The 18,743-nt window shown below is 64.4% G+C and carries 12 protein-coding genes; 7 read left to right on the top strand and 5 right to left on the bottom strand.

The window, feature by feature from the left end:
* The 6 genes from ABIA70_RS11665 to ABIA70_RS11640 all read left to right on the top strand — a co-directional run bounded on the left by ABIA70_RS11665 (position 1) and on the right by ABIA70_RS11640 (position 6,826).
* The gene (locus ABIA70_RS11665) at positions 1–1,533 is read left to right on the top strand and encodes a mannitol dehydrogenase family protein (RefSeq protein ID WP_354147716.1); all 1,533 of its coding nucleotides are present in this window, start codon (positions 1–3) and stop codon (positions 1,531–1,533) included.
* The gene (locus ABIA70_RS11660; RefSeq protein WP_354147715.1) at positions 1,530–2,582 is read left to right on the top strand and encodes an NAD(P)-dependent alcohol dehydrogenase; all 1,053 of its coding nucleotides are present in this window, start codon (positions 1,530–1,532) and stop codon (positions 2,580–2,582) included. Before ABIA70_RS11665 ends, ABIA70_RS11660 begins: the two co-directional genes overlap by 4 nt.
* Positions 2,583–2,664: 82 nt before the next feature.
* Entirely contained in the window at positions 2,665–4,059 is a 1,395-nt protein-coding gene (locus ABIA70_RS11655; protein WP_354147714.1) for an MFS transporter, read from the top strand.
* A gap of 82 nt (positions 4,060–4,141) precedes the next feature.
* Entirely contained in the window at positions 4,142–4,828 is a 687-nt protein-coding gene (locus ABIA70_RS11650) for a bifunctional 4-hydroxy-2-oxoglutarate aldolase/2-dehydro-3-deoxy-phosphogluconate aldolase (protein ID WP_354147713.1), read from the top strand.
* Positions 4,825–5,775, top strand: a complete 951-nt coding sequence (locus ABIA70_RS11645) for a sugar kinase (protein WP_354147712.1) — start codon at positions 4,825–4,827, stop codon at positions 5,773–5,775. The genes ABIA70_RS11650 and ABIA70_RS11645 overlap by 4 nt, the downstream gene beginning before the upstream one ends.
* Before the next feature lie 25 nt (positions 5,776–5,800).
* Positions 5,801–6,826, top strand: coding sequence for a DUF4862 family protein (locus ABIA70_RS11640; protein WP_354147711.1), 1,026 nt, complete (start codon positions 5,801–5,803; stop codon positions 6,824–6,826).
* Between the two features lie 241 nt (positions 6,827–7,067).
* On the opposite strand, the gene ABIA70_RS11635 is transcribed toward ABIA70_RS11640, so the two are convergent.
* The gene (locus ABIA70_RS11635; protein WP_354147710.1) at positions 7,068–7,682 is read right to left on the bottom strand and encodes a response regulator; all 615 of its coding nucleotides are present in this window, start codon (positions 7,680–7,682) and stop codon (positions 7,068–7,070) included.
* Positions 7,683–7,705: 23 nt separating this feature from the next.
* Complete coding sequence (locus tag ABIA70_RS11630; protein ID WP_354147709.1) at positions 7,706–9,124, bottom strand: sensor histidine kinase; 1,419 nt, start codon at positions 9,122–9,124, stop codon at positions 7,706–7,708.
* A gap of 1,058 nt (positions 9,125–10,182) precedes the next feature.
* On the opposite strand from ABIA70_RS11630, the gene ABIA70_RS11625 reads away from it, so the two are divergent.
* Entirely contained in the window at positions 10,183–12,237 is a 2,055-nt protein-coding gene (locus tag ABIA70_RS11625; protein ID WP_354147708.1) for a chromosome segregation ATPase, read from the top strand.
* Here the strand turns inward: ABIA70_RS11625 and ABIA70_RS11620 are convergent.
* The 3 genes from ABIA70_RS11620 to ABIA70_RS11610 form a co-directional block, all read right to left on the bottom strand.
* The gene (locus ABIA70_RS11620; protein ID WP_354147816.1) at positions 12,197–12,562 is read right to left on the bottom strand and encodes a DEAD/DEAH box helicase family protein; all 366 of its coding nucleotides are present in this window, start codon (positions 12,560–12,562) and stop codon (positions 12,197–12,199) included. The two genes, ABIA70_RS11625 and ABIA70_RS11620, sit on opposite strands and share 41 nt — an antisense overlap.
* A gap of 613 nt (positions 12,563–13,175) precedes the next feature.
* Complete coding sequence (locus ABIA70_RS11615; protein WP_354147707.1) at positions 13,176–14,984, bottom strand: HYR domain-containing protein; 1,809 nt, start codon at positions 14,982–14,984, stop codon at positions 13,176–13,178.
* Between the two features lie 310 nt (positions 14,985–15,294).
* On the bottom strand, positions 15,295–15,483 hold the full coding sequence (locus ABIA70_RS11610; protein ID WP_354147706.1) for a hypothetical protein: 189 nt from the start codon (positions 15,481–15,483) through the stop codon (positions 15,295–15,297).
* Positions 15,484–18,743 lie beyond the last annotated feature (3,260 nt).

Here is an 18,743-nt window from a genome sequence, read left to right as displayed (position 1 = left end):
ATGACTCCTTCAAGCCTTCCCAGGCTCTCCGCCCACAGGCCTGGAATCCTGCGGCGGCAGGCCGCCCCGGCCCCCGGCATGGTCCATCTTGGCCTGGGCAACTTCCACCGCGCCCACCAGGCCATCTACACCGACGCCGCCATTGCATCCCACGGCGGAGACTGGGGCATCATCGGAGTCTCCAGCCGCTCCTCAGCCATCCCGGACGCCATGCACGCCCAGGACATGCTCTACACGGTCGTGGAGATCTCACCGGAAGGATCCAACTTCTCGGTTCCCCGGGTTCACACGGACGCGTTTACGGCAGCCAACGACCCGGACCGCGTGGTCCAGGTCATCGGCGACGCCGCGACGCGCATCGTCTCCCTGACAGTCACTGAAAACGGTTACCACTACACGCCGGCCACCGGCTCACTGAACCTGCAGGACCCCGCCATCCGGCACGACCTGGCAAACGCCGGCACGTCCCGGACGCCCATCGGACAGATCGTCCGGGGCCTGCAGCAAAGGGCCAGGACCCATGGAGGGCCCGTGACCATCCTCAGCTGCGACAACCTCGCGGACAACGGCCACCACACCCGGCGGCTGATCCGCGAATTCGCCTCGCTGCTCTCCCCCACCGAAGCCACCGAAACCCTGGCCTTCATCGACAACTGCACCAGTTTTCCGTCATCCATGGTGGACCGGATTGTGCCCGCCACGACTGACCACTACCGCAACCTCGTCGCAGCCCAGGCCGGCTACGCAGACAGCATCCCCGTGCCGGCCGAGCCGTTCACCATGTGGATCGTGGAAGACAACTTCATCGCCGGGCGACCGGCCTGGGAGGCCGGCGGCGCCGTGTTCTCCAACGACGTGGCCGGCTACGAACAGCTCAAAGTCCGGCTGCTCAACGGCACCCATTCGCTCATCGCCTACCTCGGAGCACTCTCCGGCGCAGTCACCATTCCGGACTCCGTCGCACACCCTCACATCGAACTGGCAGCCCGCTCGGTACTGCGGGACGAATACCTTCCCAGCGTCGCAGTGCCGGCCGGGGTGGACGTCGACGCCTACGAGGAGCAGCTCTTCTCCCGCTGGCGGAACACCGCCCTGGGCCACCGGACCAGCCAGGTGGGCTCCGACGGATCCGTCAAACTCCGCCAGCGGATCCCGCTCCCGGCACTGCAGCTGCTGGCCAACGGCGGCATGCCGCACCTGCTGGCGCTCACCACCGCCGCGTACCTGACCTGCATCGCACCGCTCAACGGGTTTGACCCGGGCCCGCAGGCCGCCGCCATGGAAGACCCCGCCCGCGCGCTGCTCTCCACCTCGGCAGCCCAATCCCGCTCCGGCCAGGAACTGGCCCAACGCGTCCTCGCCGAACACCACCTCCTCGGCGACAAACTGGCCGGCCGGGCGGACTTCATCAAACGCACCGGCGAACTCATCGACACGTTGCACGCCCACGGGCCCATCGCCGCGATGGCAGACGCAGGCACACCATCACGCCCCCACGCTTCTTCCCTCCAAACCACCCGGAGCACACCATGACCACCCAGACCCTCACCCCTGGCGCCCGGACCGAACTTCCCACCAGCACCGAGGCCGCGGTACTGCACGGCGCGCTGGACATCCGCATCGAAAACAAACCCCTGCGGCCCCTTGGCCCCACCGACGTCCTGGTGGAAATGCGCTCCGGCGGCATCTGCGGCTCCGACATGCACTACTACGCCGACGGCCGCAACGGCACCAACGTCCTCACCCAACCCACGGTGCTGGGGCATGAAGGCGCCGGAATGGTCATCGCCGCAGGTTCCGACGCAAGCGTCGCCGCGGGCACTGCCGTCGTCATCGAACCGGCGCTCCCCTGCCGGGAATGCCCCACCTGCCTCTCAGGCCGCTACAACCTCTGCCCCTCCGGAACCTGCTTCGGTTCACCTCCCACCGATGGGCTCTTCGCCCGGCATGTGGTGGTTCCCGAAGCTGCCGTCCACGTGCTGCCCGCTGCGATCCCCGCCGAAATCGGAGCCGCCATCGAGCCGCTCGCCGTCGCCGTCTGGGCGGTGGAACGCGCCCAGGTCCGGGCCGGGCACCGCGTCCTGATCACCGGCGCGGGCCCCATCGGGCTGCTGGTGTCCCAGGTTGCAGCCGCCAACGGTGCCACAGAGATCGTGGTGACCGACGTGAACGATGACCGCCTCGCCCTCGCCCCCAGATTCGGTGCGACCCGCACTATCAACACCGCCACGGCCCCCCTGGACCTGACGAACATGGACCGCCTGATCGAATGCTCCGGCAACACGCACGCATTGGCTGCCGGTATCCAGACCCTGGCGCCGGCCGCCCGTGCCACGGTGGTCGGCCAGGCCCGGCCCACCGTGGACGGAATTCCGCTCGGCTTCCTGCAGCGCTACGAAATCGACCTCGTCACCGCCTTCCGCTACGCCAACGCGTTCCCCACAGCGATCAAACTCGCTTCTTCAGGAGCCGTGGACCTCCCGTCCATCATCACCGCCACCTACCCGCTCGAAAGCGCCGAGGCAGCCCTCACTGCCCCCATCACCGACCCCACCAACCTCAAGGTGCTCATCACCTTCTGACCACTCACCGCATCACCCACATCTTTGTCCCGCCGGGCTCTGGCCGGGCACAGGCATGGAATCCATTCAAAGGAGTATGGAAATGACCTCAGCAGCACATCTTCCCGCCAGGGAAGTTGACCAATCAAAAGTCCGGAAGGCCGCCGTCGCAGGCCTTATCGGAACCACCCTCGAACTCTATGACTTCGTCATCTACGGAACCGCCTCGGCACTGGTCTTCAGCAAGCTGTTCTTCCCCAACATCTCCCCCACCGCAGCCCTGCTCGCCAGCTTCACCACATTCGCCGTCGGCTTCCTGTTCCGCCCCCTCGGCGGAATCTTCTTCTCACACTTCGGCGACCGCCTCGGCCGCAAATGGATCCTGGTGGTCACCCTCCTCCTGATGGGCGGCGCCACCCTTGTCATCGGCCTCCTGCCCACATTCGAACAGGTGGGCATCCTCGCACCGATCCTGCTCTGCGTCTGCCGGGCAGCCCAGGGCTTCGGCGCAGGCGCCGAACAGTCAGGCGGTGCCACACTCCTGACCGAAACCGCTTCTCCGGGGACCCGCGGAAAACTCGCCTCCCTCATCATGGTGGGCGCAGCAGCGGGCACCGCACTCGGCGCACTCGTGTGGATCGCCGCCCAGTCCCTTGCCCCGAACGACATGCTGACCTGGGGCTGGCGGCTCGTCTTCCTCTCCAGCATCTTCGTCACCATCGCGGCCCTGATCATCCGGCGCAAGCTCGACGAGTCCCCGGTCTTCGAAGAAATCAAGCAGGCCCGCACCGAACCTCCCGCCCCGCTGCGGGAAGTAGCCAGGAACGGCAAGGCCAACGTCCTTCGCGTCATCCTCATGAACTTCGGCGTGAGTACCCAGTCCTACTCCATCCAGGTCTTCATGGCCTCCTACCTGATCACCGTGGTGGGCACCGATCCCAAATTCATCCCCCAGGTGCTCCTGATCGGAGCTCTTTGCGGCGGCGTTGCCGCCGTCGGCTTCGGGACGCTGTCGGACAAGATTGGACGACGCCGGGTGGTCTCGATCATCACCGGCGCGCTGGTCCTCTTCCCGGCCCCGGCTTTCATGCTGCTCACCACGGGTTCACCGGTCGCGATCATGCTCGTGATCATCGTCGGATTCATGCTCGCCTGCCAGGGCGTAGTGGGCGTCCACATGAGCTACTTCCCGGAAATCTTCGGCAGCCGCTACCGCTACGCCGGCGTGACCCTGGGCCGCGAATTCTCCTCCATTATCGGCGGCGGCGTAGCCCCGATGATCTGCGCCGGACTGCTGGGGATCTTCAGCAACTCGTGGATCCCTGTGGCGATCTACATGTCCCTGACCATGCTGGTCAGCTTCATCGCCACCCGGCTTTCGCCGGAGACACTCAACCGCGACCTCACCGACCCGGAGGATGCCCGGCCCGGCACCACCGGCATCACGGCTGCGAACCCCGCCACGGCCAACGCGACCGTCGCGGAGCACGCCAAGTAAAACGCTCCTGAACGCCCGACGGCGGCACGCGCCGCCGTCGGGCGCCCCACCATCTCCCCACCTGACCACCAAAGGAACTTCCATGCAGCGCCTCGATGACCAGGGCACTCTTCGCCGCCCGGCCCCATCCGCCATCCTCACGGCAACACGGGTTGTGGCCGTCCTCCGCGCCGCCCATGCTTCGGAGAACGCCCCGATCATCGAAGCGCTCCAGCTCGGCGGCGTACTGAGCATCGAACTGACCCTGAGCACCCCCGGGGTCTGGGACGAACTGCCCCGCCTGCAGGCGAGGTTCGGCGACTCTGTGGAGTTCGGCGTCGGGACAGTCACCGCAGCAGCCGACGCAGAAACCGCCCTGGATCTGGGCGCGGCCTATATTGTCACCCCCATCACCGATCCGGACATCATCAATCTCTGCGTCCGCCGCGGAGCAGCCGTCTACCCGGGCGGCCTGACCCCCACCGAACTCCACACCGGATGGAAACTCGGTGCCACCGCCGTCAAGGTCTTTCCCGCCTCCACCGTGGGAGCCGGCTACGTCTCCCAGCTGCGCGGGCCCTTCCCCGACATCCAGGTCATCCCTTCCGGCGGGGTGGGCATCAACGACGTACCCGCCTGGATCCGGGCCGGAGCCCTGGCGGTCAGCCTGGGCGGGCCGCTGCTGGGCGATGCTTTCAAGGGCGGGGACCTGCAGGATCTCACGGCCAGGGCAAGACTCGTCCGCGAACTGGTGGACAGAACCTCAGACGAACTCGGCGGCAGCCAGTGAAGACAGCACCGTATGTCCTGACTTTCGGTGAAACCATGGCCCTGATGCGCGCTGACCAGGTCGGTCCCCTCGCCCATGCCTCCACCCTCAGCCTCGGCATCGGGGGCTCGGAATCCAATGTCGCCATCGGCCTTCAGCGGCTCGGCGTGCAGGCCGTGTGGTGCGGACGCGTCGGAGCTGACTCTCTGGGCAACCTGGTGGAGCGGGAGATCCGCGCCGAAGGGGTTGACGTACGTATCGCCGTCGACCCGTCCGCGCCGACCGGGCTGATGATCAAGGAACGCCGGACGCCCGCCACCCAACGCGTCAGCTACTACCGCTCCGGCAGCGCCGGATCCCGGATCAGCCCGGATGACATCGACGAACAACTCATTTCCGGAGCTGAACTGCTTCACGTCAGCGGTATCACTCCCGCGCTTTCCCCGCAGGCGGAGGCCACACTCAGGTACGCCGTGGACACGGCTAAAGCCCACAAGGTGACCGTCTCCTTTGACCTGAACTACCGCGGCAATCTCTGGTCCGCAGAAGATGCCGGACGCGTCTACCGGGACATCATCCCGCTCGCCGACATCGTGTTCGCGGGCGATGATGAAGCCGCCATAGCAGTCGGCGCCGGCGAGCCCGAGGAGCTGGCCCGGCGAATCGTAGCCCTGGGGCCTTGCCAGGCCGTTATCAAGCTCGGCGCAGAAGGCGCCCTTGCCCTGATTGACGGCACGATGTTCCGCCAATCCGCAGCCACCGTTGATGCCGTAGACACGGTGGGTGCCGGTGATGCTTTCGTTGCCGGATACCTGACCGAATTCGTCACCGGCCGCGGACCGCAGGACAGGCTCGCCACCGCCGCCTCGACCGGGGCGTTCGCCTGCCTCGTCCCGGGCGACTGGGAAGGCTTCCCCCGCCGGCATGAACTGCCCATGCTCCAGGCACGCGAACCTGTCAGCCGGTAAGACCCCCCAAACCATGGAGACAATGATGACTTTAACAAGGGCAAAAACCCCCTACTTTGTTGGCGCCTATGCTGCGGCGCCAAGCCTTTGCGGTTGGGATCCGGTGGCAGAAGGGAAGTTCCTGGCTTCCGTCCTTGCCCTGGACGGTGTGGCCGGCCTGGAAATTCCCTTCACCGGGAAGCTGCACAAAGACGACGAGGCCTGGTTCCTGAAGCAGCTCCCCGAGGATGCCCGGTTCGTGGTGACCACGATCCCCGGGACCATGGCCAGGCTTCAGGCCGACCAAAGCTTTGGCCTTGCCTCAACGTCCGCGTCCGGCCGACGGGCGGCACTGGATTTCGTTCAAGAAGCGCTGCACGCGGTGGCGCGGCTGAACCACCAGTTGGGGAGGCCCGCCGTCGTAGCCCTGGAACTGCATGCCGCCCCGGTCGCCGTCAGGGATGCCGCATCGGCCGCTGCCCTGGAAGAGTCGCTGATCGAACTAGCTGACTGGGACACAGCCGGCGCCCGCCTCGTCCTGGAGCACTGCGACGCCCTGATGCCAGGCCAGGCCCCCGCCAAGGGCTTCCTTGGCCTGGAAGCGGAGGCCGACGCGGTTCAACGCGCCAATGATGCGACAGGGAATTCCACCGGCATCGTGATTAATTGGGGCCGGTCAGTCATCGAGCAGCGCCGGCCCGAAGCCGCCCGCGATCACATCGCCTACCTTCATGACCGGGGCCTCCTGCGCGGCGTAGTATTTTCCGGATGCGCCAGCGTGGACACGAGATTCGGCAAGGCCTGGGATGATGTCCACGTCCCGCCGGCTCCGGCCGGTTCCGGCCCTGAGGACTCCAACGTCTCTTCGGACCACCACCTCCTGGAGCCCGCCTCGCTGCTGACCCCCGACCGGATCGAGGAGTGCCTGGCGGCCGCTGGTACGCTTCCGGAATCAGGCTTCCACGCAATCAAAGTGGCAGCCCCCGCAACCGCCAGCGTGGAACAGCGGGTGATGGTCATCTCCCAGACATTGGCCTCCGTTAATCAGGCCCCGCGAAGCTCGGCAGGCTAATCCTTACTACTTGGTTGGGGCAATAACTATCTGACGAAAGGCCGGTTATCCGCGCCCTGGAATTTGCCGGATGTGGGCGTTTTATACGGATAGACCGGCCGTATCCAGAGAAAGGGCGATCATGGTCAGTTCATCCGGCGCCGGTCTCTACGTCACCCACTCCACAACTTCGGTTCGTACTTACTACGCAATTCATGTCGAGGGCGCGCGATGCCCAAATTGGATGGCGCGACCGCTTCTGCTACTCCCTCAACATACGGAAGGCGCTCTCCCGGTCCTTGACCCGGAGTTTTCGCAGGACTGCTGAGACGTGCACTCGGACCGTGGTTGGAGAGACGAAGAGCTTACTGGCGACGTCCTCGGTGCGCAGTCCTGTAGCGAGAAGCTCCATGACCTCCCACTCCCGCGCACTCAGCTTCGCCACGGCCGCCGGCTTCCAGTTCAAAATCCTCCGGGCGGGCGCTTTGAACTCCTGAAGGATGCGGGTCACGAGCGCAGGAGACATGGCCGCCTCGCCGGCTAGAACCCCCCGCAGAACGTCGGTCAGTGTTAGCGGGTCCGTAGTCTTGAGTAAGTAGCCGGCGGCCCCGGCCCGTAAGGAATCGAAGAGATCCTCATCGTCTGCGGATTGGGTCAGCATTACAACAGCTGTTTCCGGTAGCGTCCTGCTGATCTCCTGGGCGGCGGAGATCCCGTTACCGGGCATGTTGATGTCAAGCAGGACTACGTCCGGACGGTGCTTAAGGGCGAGCTCGACCGCTTCTGCGGCAGTGGCGCCCTCTCCGCACACTTCCCAGCCTCCCACTTCAAGCGCCTGGCGGACCTTCGCCCTGATGCGAGCGTGGTCATCAGCCATCACTACGCGTAAGCGCTGCAGCTCTACCATGTCACCGTAACCACGCTTCCTTCTCCGGGGCGGGACGTAATGTCAAGGAACCCGGGCAAGTTTCGAGCCCTTTCCCGCATACTGACCAACCCGTAGCCAGCGTTGGCGCCTGTGGCGCCGCCTACGTCAAAACCTCCGCCGTCGTCTTCTACAACCAGATGCCGCCGGTCACCCTCCTTACCCAATCGCACGCACATGTGTTGGGCGTGGCCGTGGCGCGCTGCGTTTGCCACCGCTTCGCGGATGATACGCAGCAACGTGTGCTGCTGGTCCGTACTGGCTTCGATGGAATCATCGATTTGGATGTCCAGGCGCACTCGGTACCTCTGCGCCAACTCCCGCGTCGTCCGGCGCAATACCAAGCCCAGTGGCTCGTCCCCGCCATGGCCAAGGGCGTGGACGGCTGCACGGGCTTCGTCCAGGGATCGATCGCAGGCGGCGAGAATCCGGCTCCTCGCCGGAAAATTGGGAGGCAGGGAGTGTCCTTCCATGCGGAGCAGGGCGAGCTCCTGGATGACGCCATCATGCAGCTCGCGGGAGAGCCGCCTCCGGTCCTCGAGAACGGCCACACGGGCATATGCGTCCCAGTACTGTTTGATTTCCCGGCTGGCTCCGAATAGCAACAAGACGTAGAACCCGGTCCGCAGGAGATCCCCGGTGTAGAACCAATTTGTGTACAGCGATGGGAACAGTGCGTAATTAACGCGGGCGAAGGCTGCAACGGCACAAGCAGGGCCAAGCCAATACAGTAGCGAGTCATCACGATTTGCCGCCCGCCTCGTAAAAGCGATGGACGCCACGAAAAAACATAGAGCCACCATGCCTTGGGCAGCAAAAAACAGAGGATGGACGGCAAACAACAAAGGTTGCCCCGCCGTCTTTATCGAGGGGTCGACGGCGACGGGTAGTTGGGCCCTGCCTGCCCAAAGGACTAACGACATCAGGATGACAAGAGCTATAGGTATGGTCACCGACCGCAGCCCCCATCTCGTCGGTGACTCCCGGTTCAGGCTAACCAGTGCCGCGGCCGCAATGAGGGCTGCACCAATGAACCGAAGCGCAAGGGGAAGCCACACGCTAAGGCTTCCGTCGCGATCCCCAGTCAATGATCCCGTTAGCCACGACATGCCAGTTCCTGCGGCCGCCAGAAGCACCAGGCCTTGAGCGAGCAGCAGGTCATTAAGCCTTCTGCGCCTTTTGTAACGGCCGGCAAGCAAATATGCCACCAGCAAGGCCACGCACGCGTCAACGGAGTCTAGTACTAAGTGGAGAGTTGGGCTGCGGTATCCAAACAACACGTGAGGGCTCCACAACACAAGGCCGGTCACCACTAACCCGAGGACCCACCCGACCAGTGTCAGCCGCAGGGCGTGTCGGAGTCTTTCCTTACCAAGACGGTCCTCAACCGACATCAGTCCCCTTGCACAGCACCCAATACGAAGATCCCGTTTTTCGGGTTCACTTCGACACCAGCTTCGGCGGCCAGTGCATCACTACGCTGCCTCAGGCGTCCTCTTCGACGGCGATCACCACACACTAATGCAGCAACCGTCGAAAAGCCCGGGTACCAATTACCCGATTCCCTAAAAGCGCTCTACCTACAAGGACAGGCCTTACCGCAGAGTGAAGGAGGCAGCCTTTTGGTAGGCCCTCAAAAATAGACAGAGACGGTGCACAGCTTTTCAGGCTGGACCTCGTTGCGAGGCAACAGACACGCAGGAGCCGGCAACCAGCGTTCAGAACGTTGATTGCTACGACGCCGTCCTGCTTGGAGTAGGGCACCAACGATACTGGTTTGCGCTTACTCATCTGTTTCCATTATTGTCCGCGTCAACCTCGACGAGGACGTTCCTGTCGTGCTTGTTTCTCTGGGCCAGATCCCTTGCCGCAGCGCCGGCTCGGTGTTCAGGGCAGAGGGTGCCCGAGGAAGAACTACTCCCGCACACCGCGCGGGAGTAATCGTCCATGGCCGTGGTGAGCCACGGACGACGCCCCGATAACAGGTTCGCGTCCAGGACGGGGCGCGACGCGCGCGCTCTTCATATGAGCAAGTACTCGACTCGGTGAGGGCGGCCTGTCTGCGCGCCGTTTGAGGCGAGCACTGCAGCAGAAGCCCCCAGCGTGAACGGCGACGCACTTGCGGGGCGGTCCATGCTGCGGGCATGTCCTGTCCACCTCTGGGATTGCAGACATACTGTCTGCTCCTGACCGCAATCAGCGTTTAGGCATTTGAACGCAGGCAAACGGTTTTCCTGTCCCGTTTCGTCCTAGCCTTGTTTCATTAGGGCCGGCCGGCCGCCACACCAAGGGACTAGAACCCAGGCTGCTGACCCACTTGCAAAAACTCTTACGCCACTGCCGATCAGCTTGAACGGCAGGGTTACCCGCGCTCAGGGGAAACCGTTTTGCGGACTCTCCAAGCCTCCACCCCATAACAGCATGCCCCTACGGGCCTGAACGAAGGAACACCATGAGCAAGGAAACTTCGGCTCGCGTCGCGACCGGGCCCGTCGCGAAATCACCAGGGGTAACTGTGCGCGCCACCAGTGCGAAATCCGTCCTTGTCCGCCGCCTTGCAAGCGCTGTCATCCTGCCGGGAGTCCTGACCAGCATGCTGGTTCTCGTGCCGCAGGCCTCGGCCGAGACCGCCCCTGTATCGGGCATCTGCAACGGTGTGACGAACCAGCTCGCACACCGCGGGAACGTGCAGCCGAACCTGCTCAAGGCCGCGGGGCGTCAGAATGCAGAGCAGATCGCGACGCTGACCGCCGAGCGGGCCGCTTTGGTCACCACGCAGAACACCCTGACGATGCAGATCACCGCAGCGGAGAAGGAGATCGCCTTGCTGGACGCGCAGTACGTCACGCTCGTCGGTCAGATCGACACGGTTACGATGTCGCTGACCAAGCTCGAGGCCGACAAGGCCACGCTGACCGCCGCGATCGCCGCAGTGAACACCGAGCTGACCACGCTCCAGGGCCAGAAGACGGCGCTGGTGAACCAGATCACGCCGCTGCAGACGCAGCTCACCACCGCGCAGACCGAGCTCGCCGGCCTCAACACGACGAGGACCCAGGCCCTCGCCGACAAGGCAGCTAAGGAGGCCGAGCTCGCCACGGCAAGGACCCGTCTGGACAGCGCGACCACGGCGGCAACGTCGGCGCAGACCAAGGTCAACAACCAGGTGACCGCGATCAGCACCGCGACGCAGGAGCTGGCTAATCTGGTCGCTCAGGGTGACGCGGCGCAGGCGCTGGTGGACGCGGCAGAGAAGAACCTGGCCGACGCCCGCGCGGCGCTGCCGGCGCTTGAGGCGACCGCCAAGACTGCTGATACCAACGCCGCCGCCGCGGCCTCCGCCGTGGTCAAGGCTGAGGAGAACCTGCGCCTGGCCGATCAGAGCGTGACGACCCTCACCCAGCAAATCGGCACCATTGAGGCCAGGCTCCCTGTACTGCAGACCGAAATCGCTGGTTTGCAGGGAGACATCACCACCAAGAACGCCGAGATCGCCGCCAAGGAGAAGGAGATCGCCGCCGCAAAAGCGACCCCGGTCGCCGACGCCGCCGCGCTCAAGAGCCAGCTCGCCGCCCTTGAGGCGGAGCGCAAGGCGCTGGCGAACGCCAGCGGCCCCCGGGCCAAGGAGCTGCAGGACTTGATCGTGGCCAAGAAGGCGGAGATCGCTGCCGCGGAGCAGCAGGCGGCGGCCAAGACCGCGCTGATCACCGCCCTGAACGGTGACCTGACCAAGCTGCAGGGCCAGCTTGGTCTCCTGAACTCCCAGCTGTCGGCCAAGCAGCAGGAGAGCAGCAACCTCCAGCAGCAGCTGCTGGGCCTGCAGACCAGCCTCGCCGGGGCCAACGGGCAGGTCACCTCCGCCACCAACACGCTGGCCGACGCCAAGGCCGCCCAGACCGCCGCGAATACCGCCCTGACGAACGCCAACGCCGAAGTCACGGCGAAAAAGGCCGAAATCGCTGCGCTCGAGGCTGCCCTGCCGGGGCTGACCGGGGACCTGACCGCCGCCAAGGCGGAGATCACCACCAAGCAGGGCGAGCTGAAGGTGCTCGAGGAGACGCTGCCGGGTCTGCAGGCCGCGCTCACGGCCGCCAACACCGCGGTGACCAACGAGACCGCCGAGGTCACCCGGCTCGACGGTGAGGTCGCCAAGCTGGTCACGTCGCTGGGCACGCTGAACACCTCGATCACCGCTGCCGAGAACGCTATCCTGTCCCTGCAGAACCAGCTCACCCCACTGCAGACCTCGCTGAACACGCTCAATGAGGCGATCAGCGTCAAGGAGGCGGCCCTGACCACCGCCAAGGCCGACCTGAACGCTCTCGACGCCAAGATCGTCACCGAGTCCGCAACGCTGCGGACCCTGGAGAGCGCCAAGAAGGTCAACCGCGACGCCGTCGCCGCCCAGAAGGTCGTCGTCGCCGGCCTGCAGGCCCAGTACAAGGCGGTCCTGGACCGCATCGCCGTCATCGACGGGACGATCGCGCTCGGCGGGTGCCTCGCCTGATAGGCCGCAAGGCCCAGAAGCGCCCCGGAAGCCGACTCTCCTGGGGCGCTTCGCTGTCTGCCTGCGAGGCATGCTGCCTGCAGGCCTGATCGGGTGCCGGTTCCAAAGTCAGGGTCGGTTCGGCAATCTCGTGTGCCTGCGTTGGCAGCTGCTGCGGAACAGCTGGGGAAATCGTGTGTGAGATTTGGCCGACCTGGTGGTAGATCAGCGAGTGCAACTTGTCCGGCCGGTACGGTGTGGCCGTCAGCCCCAGCCAGTGCCGGGCCTGAATCTGGTTCATTACGTGGGTGAACGCTGCCGCCGGGACGTGGTGACATTCCTCCACGATGTCGAAACCGTAGCCGGCTGTCAGCTTGGCAACATTTTCCCGCCGTGCCAGCGTTAAGCAAAAGCGCGACGTCGACCCGACCCTTCGTCTTGGCACGGCCACCTCCGATTTGGCCGCATTGCTCGTCCAAGAACGCACGGATGCAGCTGCGCAAGGGCTTTTCGATCAATCAGAATGAACCCTGGCCAGTTCCTCGATGCGCCGGATCAGTCCCCGAAAATCCAGCACCATGGGGCTTTGGTCAGGCGGGCCGGCCAGGAGGGGCCCTCTCAGCTCCAGCCCCCCCCACGGCTGGTCTGCCGATCCATGGATCACCCACCCCATCCCCCACTACGGCTCCAGCATGGGCCGGATCCACCCCTCGCCGGACACGGCGGGAACGCATGGAGGACGTCGAACGAGGCCAGACGCCGCCAGGGAGAGCAGCGTGGAGGCCACCACGACGAATGTGGTCAGTGGCCAGCCTTTTGGTCCGGGCGACCAGCAGGCCGGGCTCCGAGGCCAGCCCATACAGGGCCGCCCTCGGAGTCTTAAACGGTTCCTACGCCGCCGCAACATTGGTTGCGCCATCCCCGGGGCAGGCGGCCGGGGCCCTCTGTTGCTCGTATGTTCAGCAGCCAAGAACTGCCCGTATCCGGGTGCCGTCCGCGGTGAGTTCGGTGGCCTGTGCGGCGGTGACCCTGCGGGCCGCCTGGAAGTCGGCAACCTGGCCGAGGAAGTCGGCCAGCTTGCTGCAGGCCGAGCCGGTCTTGCCGGCGGCGACCGCGTCCTGGGTGCCGGTGATCTTGCTCAGCAGACTGGCCTCCACCGTGGCCTTTAGCGGGTAGGCAATGATCAATGCCTTAAGGTCCTCAAGCTGCCCGGCGGCGCCGATCACGGTGATAGTGAAGCTGCCTGTGGCCTGGTTGCCGGCGGCGTCGGTAGCGGTGCAGGACACCGTGGTCGCCCTGATTGGGAAGGTGGCCCCGGAGGCGGGTTCACAGGACACGGTCGGATTGGGGTCGGCGGTGTCGGTGGCGGTCGCGGTGTAGGTGACGGTTGCGCCGGCCGGGCCGGTCGCATCGGTGCTGATCGGGTCGGGCAGGGTCAGGGTCGGCGGCGTCGTGTCGCTGGGACCAATGCCCTGCCGGTCGCGGACGAACACGTCCGGCGCGCCGTTGGTGTCGCCCGGGACCAGGTTGCTCGCAACCGACTGGAAGACGACGTAGCGGCCGTCGCCGCTGATCGCGGGCAGGACGCTTTGGCCGTTTGCCTGGGTGCCGTCGCTTGCGAGGCTGACCCGCTCGGTGCTGCCCGCCACGCGGTCACGCACGAACACGTCGTCAGTGCCGTTGGTGTCGGCAGCAACCAGGTTGCTTGCAACCGACTGGAAGGTGACGTAGCGGCCGTCAGCACTGATCTCGGGTTCCAAATAGCTTTGGCTGTTGGCCTGTGTTCCGTCGCTGGCGACGCTGACCCGTTCGGTACTGCCCGTCACGCGGTCACGCACGAACATGTCGTCAGTGCCGTTGGTGTCGCCCGGCGCCAGGTTGGTTCCAACCGATCTGAAGGCGACATGGCGGCCGTCGGAGCTGATCGCGGGTTCGTGGCTTTCGCCGTTGGCCTCTGTACCGTCGCCAGCGACGCTGACCCGCTCGGTGCTCCCCGCCACCCGATCACGCACAAACACGTCCTTGGTGCCGTTGGTGTCGCCCGGCACCAGATTATTCGCAAGCGAATTAAAGGCGACGTAGCGGCCGTCGGAGCTGATCGCGGGGTCCCCAAAGCTTTGGCCGGTGGCTTGACTTCCCTCGCTGGCCACGCTGACCCGCTCGGTGCTGCCCGTCGCGCGGTCACGCACAAACACGTCGGTCATGAAATTGGTGTCGCCCGGCACCAGGTTGCCCGCATTTGATTCGAAGGCGACGTAGCGGCCGTCGGCGCTGATCGCGGGCTCGAAGCTGGAGCTGTTGGCTTGGCTGCCGTCGCCGGCGACGCTGACCCGTTCGGTGCTGCCCGCCACACGGTCGCGCACGAACACGTCTTGGGTGCCATTGGTGTCGCCCGGGACCAGGTTGCCAGCATCCGAATAGAAGGCGACGTAGCGGCCGTCGGCACTGATGGTGGGCTGGAAGCTGTTGCTAGTGGCCTGGGCGCCGTCGCCGGCGACGCTGACCCGTTCTATGCCGCCGGTGTCCAGGTCGTGCACGAATACGTCCAAACGGTTATTGGTGTCGCCCGGCACCAGGTTAGGCGCAGCCGACTCGAAGGCGACATAGCGGCCGTCGCCGCTGATCGCAGGCCACCTACTGACGAGGTTGGCCTGGGTGCCGTCGCCGGCGACGCTGACCCGGGTCGTGGTGCCGGTCTCAGCGGATGCCGGCGCGGGGACTCCGAGGAAGGCGGTGAGCAGAATCAGTGAAACTCCGAACGGTCGCATTGCCGAATGTCCCCGACGGGTGCCGCCTTCGGACCGTCGGGTTCCGGGAAACCCGGTCGACCGTGTGGCTGCGTTGGCGAGGGCCGCTACCCGTACATGTCGCGTTCCCCGGCCCTCGAAGCGGTGCATCCGATAGAGCACGCCCGCATTCGCCCTTGATTCACCCCATGCGTTCCCTGTTTCCCGAGGCGATGATTTCTTCATTGTTCCTCTCCCTTTATTTTGTTAGGTGTTGAGCGTTTTCTCATGCCGCGATAAGCTTCTGGCTTTTTTATGGATCGTGCGCCGTGCCCCTCGAGCGCCACGGGAGTTACGGCGTCTTCGTCCGAAGCGCCACAAGCCAACCTGCCCTCTCGCGGGCGGCGCTGAACGTCCACGTCTTCGCCCCGCTTGGTCCCGCGACCGCCTGGGTCATGCCGGCCGGCGAAGCGAGGGTGACCGAGCCGGAGTTGTCACTCATGCAGCCCACGAGCATCGCGTTCGCGGTTGTGCTCGTCACTGCCGGGACGGTTCCCGAAGAAAGCTGCCGCGCCGGACGCGGACGTGGCGGCGGTGTCCAGCCCCGAGGCGCCGGAATACCTCGCGATACCGCCTCCGCTCGTCGTCGACGGTGTGGTCCAGGAATAGCTTGCCGCCTCGGACGCAGTGGCACCTTGTAGTAGCCGTTGACCCTCGGGTTGGCGAGGGTGGTCACGGCCGTGAGCCGGGTCCACCCGGCCGGAGCACTTGTCAGCGGGAAGCTGCCGGCGTTCAGGGCGAGACAGCTGACGAGGAGGTCTCCTTGGGCCATGTTGGCCGAATTAGGGATTTGTGTCACTTCTGCCTCCCAAAGCTTGATGCCGCACACCCGGCGGCTGCGTCGGTGTAGTGGACCTCCGGGCACTCCCGATGTGGCCATCCGATGACCGGGGCCGAGGGCGGCTATGGTTTGAATCGAGTTGGCGTTCCAAGGGGCGTTTGGGGCGAATATGATGCTTAATCACCTGGCTGTGCCGGGAACTGCCCGAGCTGGTGGAGTCGGCGGCTGGCACTTGCGGCGCCTTCAGCAGGGTAGTCCGCGTCAGGGCGCCAGTTTCACTGTCCACGGGGCTGTCAGTCCAAGCAGTCAGGCCAGATTTCCGGACCCCAGGTGTGGCGATTGACAGTAGGGACGCCCTTTCCTACGCAGGTTCGACGCTCAGGGGTTCCCAAGGTGATCCACCATCCGCCTTCCGAAAAAGGACTCCTGAGGCCGATGCAAACCCTGAGATCACCGTGCGATTGACCGTTGTGAATCCTGGACGTTTTAACCCGCTTCATGATCAGGATCCCCTTTAGATCGAATAGGGCCGGTGCGGACGATAGTGCTTTCAGATCTGTTTTGACCGGCTGGCGTTTATCTGGTGTTCTAAGAGTCGCGTGGAGGGCTTAAGCGATCCTTAATTACCCGATGTGGGCGACCTGACCGAGCTGCGGAGTCGGGCGGTTGGGTCTGACCCTGCATGTTTTGCCAGGGTGCAGAGCTGCTCACGGCGTTGAGCGGTTGTACTACATAATGACCTTGCCATGATGGATGCACGGTGGATGCCAGGCCGTTGTCCTGCCCGTTCAGCTCCACCACAACCTTCGCCTGTGGAGTTCCGGTGTTGTCCTGCAGGATTATTGTGCAGCCAGGACGGTGGAGGGGCCGTGCTCCGGGCTTGGTCGATCCGGACCGTCCGCTTCATCGGGATCCCGGTGCGCTTCGGGCTGGAAAGCCCTTAGCCCGATGGTCACGTGTATTACGCCGCCGGCAATCACATGTTGTACACCAACGCGTTTATCTCTGCGAACTCCGTCATCGATCCGGGCACTTGCCGGCCCCGGAATGAGACACGACTCCCACGCCAGCAAGCATTTTTGACCGCGGCCGCGGTTTCCTACAGCTCCCCGGACCTTCGCAGTGGACCCTGGACGGCATCGCCGCGCAACGCTCCGGCACGGCGGTTGGTATCGAACCACCAGTGCAACTTCGCTGTTTGTCATTCTGATCCCCATCATCGCCGGGCAGGTCCTCCACGCGACCATGGCGCTCTCGATCCACAGTTACGCTCGGCGCTCCCCCGTCGCTCATTCCTGCACGCAACTTTAAGCCGCCCCGGCTCCCCAAATTGCCCTCCGGACCCTCAAACCCGGCGGGGACTCCGTATCAGAACGACGGCCAAATCTGACAGACACGTCCGGTGCCCGCAACGGCCGACTACCTCGTCCACGATCCTGTGACGCCAGCGTGCTCGTCACCGTGTTCACCGGAATGACCGTCGATGACGGGCCAGTCTGTGAGAGGCACGGCAGCCGCCTCGTATACATCAAGTCTGTGCGGCACACCTCTCAGCGGGAACGGCCCCAACCCTACTCATGGGAGGAAAACGATGGCCGCGTCCAACTACGGCGGGTCTTACGGATCAACCAAACCAGGACCGCCCCCGGAAGAAAAGTCCGGATCCCACGCACCTGGAACTCTGTCGACGGATCGTACGCCGGCCACGGAGGGTCTGGGGCGCAAGGTCATGGTGCCCGCAACAGCGACCTGCATGACGTGGTGTCGGCAGAACCAGGAGGAACGGGCCAAAAGCAGATGGAAAAGCGGCCCGTGGGCGTGTGTGGACAATGTCCACACCCCCTTTGGCGGACAAACACGCGACGAGCGGACTCTGTCTGGTTCGCAGAAAGCAGCTATCCGAGGAAGACTCTCAAGAAGAATTCCGATTTAGTCACGTCGTCAACACAACCGCAACCATGAACGAGTGATGGCCAACAACGGTCACCAGAACAGCTCAGAGAAAGGACCGATAACCCCAGACACCAGCAGGCGGAGGGGCCCAGCCAGGTCCCTGACCCGTTACCCACACACCTTCAGAGGCAACCGCGGCGCCAGGCACAGACCGCGGCCACAGTCAGAGGGACCCGCGGAGGGTCAATGTCAACACATTAAAAGCAAAAGCCCCTCTGAGGAGGGTTGATGCGTGCCCGAGGTGGGACTCGAACTGCATTCCAGCCCTTGAAAGCACTGGGATGTCCGGAGGAAAATGCGGAATCCAGCGCAAAAGCTCAGCTGGACCGTGGGACGGAAGTGCTGAAGGGACAAGGGGAATGCGACATCCAGCATTTACAGACGCTGGACTCCCGCGGAAATATGCGGAATCTAATCCTGAACGACCCGATCCGAAGCCCCACGTCCGGACGTTGTCCACACCCCCAAAATGTCCTTCTGCTCAAGGACCCAACCTCGCTCCCCACCATGGGGCAGTCTTCATTGTGCTGCCTATTGCGGGACTTCTCGGACGGGTTCACGCCTAGGGAGCCACGTGTCCTGTTCTCGTCCTTTTGGCGCCCCTCCCGGCGAAAACATATCTTCGCGAAGCGAGCACAGGCAGTCACTGCGTGGCATGTGATCGACCCGATAGGGGTTATTGGAGGGCTGGAGCAGGGTAAACAGTTGAATATTGAGCCATTATTTCGGAAAGGTGAGTTAACTCCTGATGTTTATGCAGCAGGATCGTAAGCAGCCAGAAGAAGTGCACTCCTCAACCGGACAGGCATATCCCTGGCTGGCAGGGAACGGAATCGGTTCTTGACGGTCCGAACGTTCCAAAAGTGATCGAGATACGGACCGGGAGTGGATGGCCTAGATGATGATGGACGATCGTTGGTCGGAATCCGCTGATGAGGCCGGTGACCCCGAGGTCCCGGCATTAGAGACGATGGTCATCAGCAGGTGGTATGAGCCAGGTCATCCCC

This window comes from Arthrobacter sp. 754, assembly GCF_040548695.1.
In the GTDB taxonomy this organism is placed as follows: Bacteria; Actinomycetota; Actinomycetes; order Actinomycetales; family Micrococcaceae; genus Arthrobacter.
This window is presented reverse-complemented; position numbering and strand designations above follow the sequence as displayed.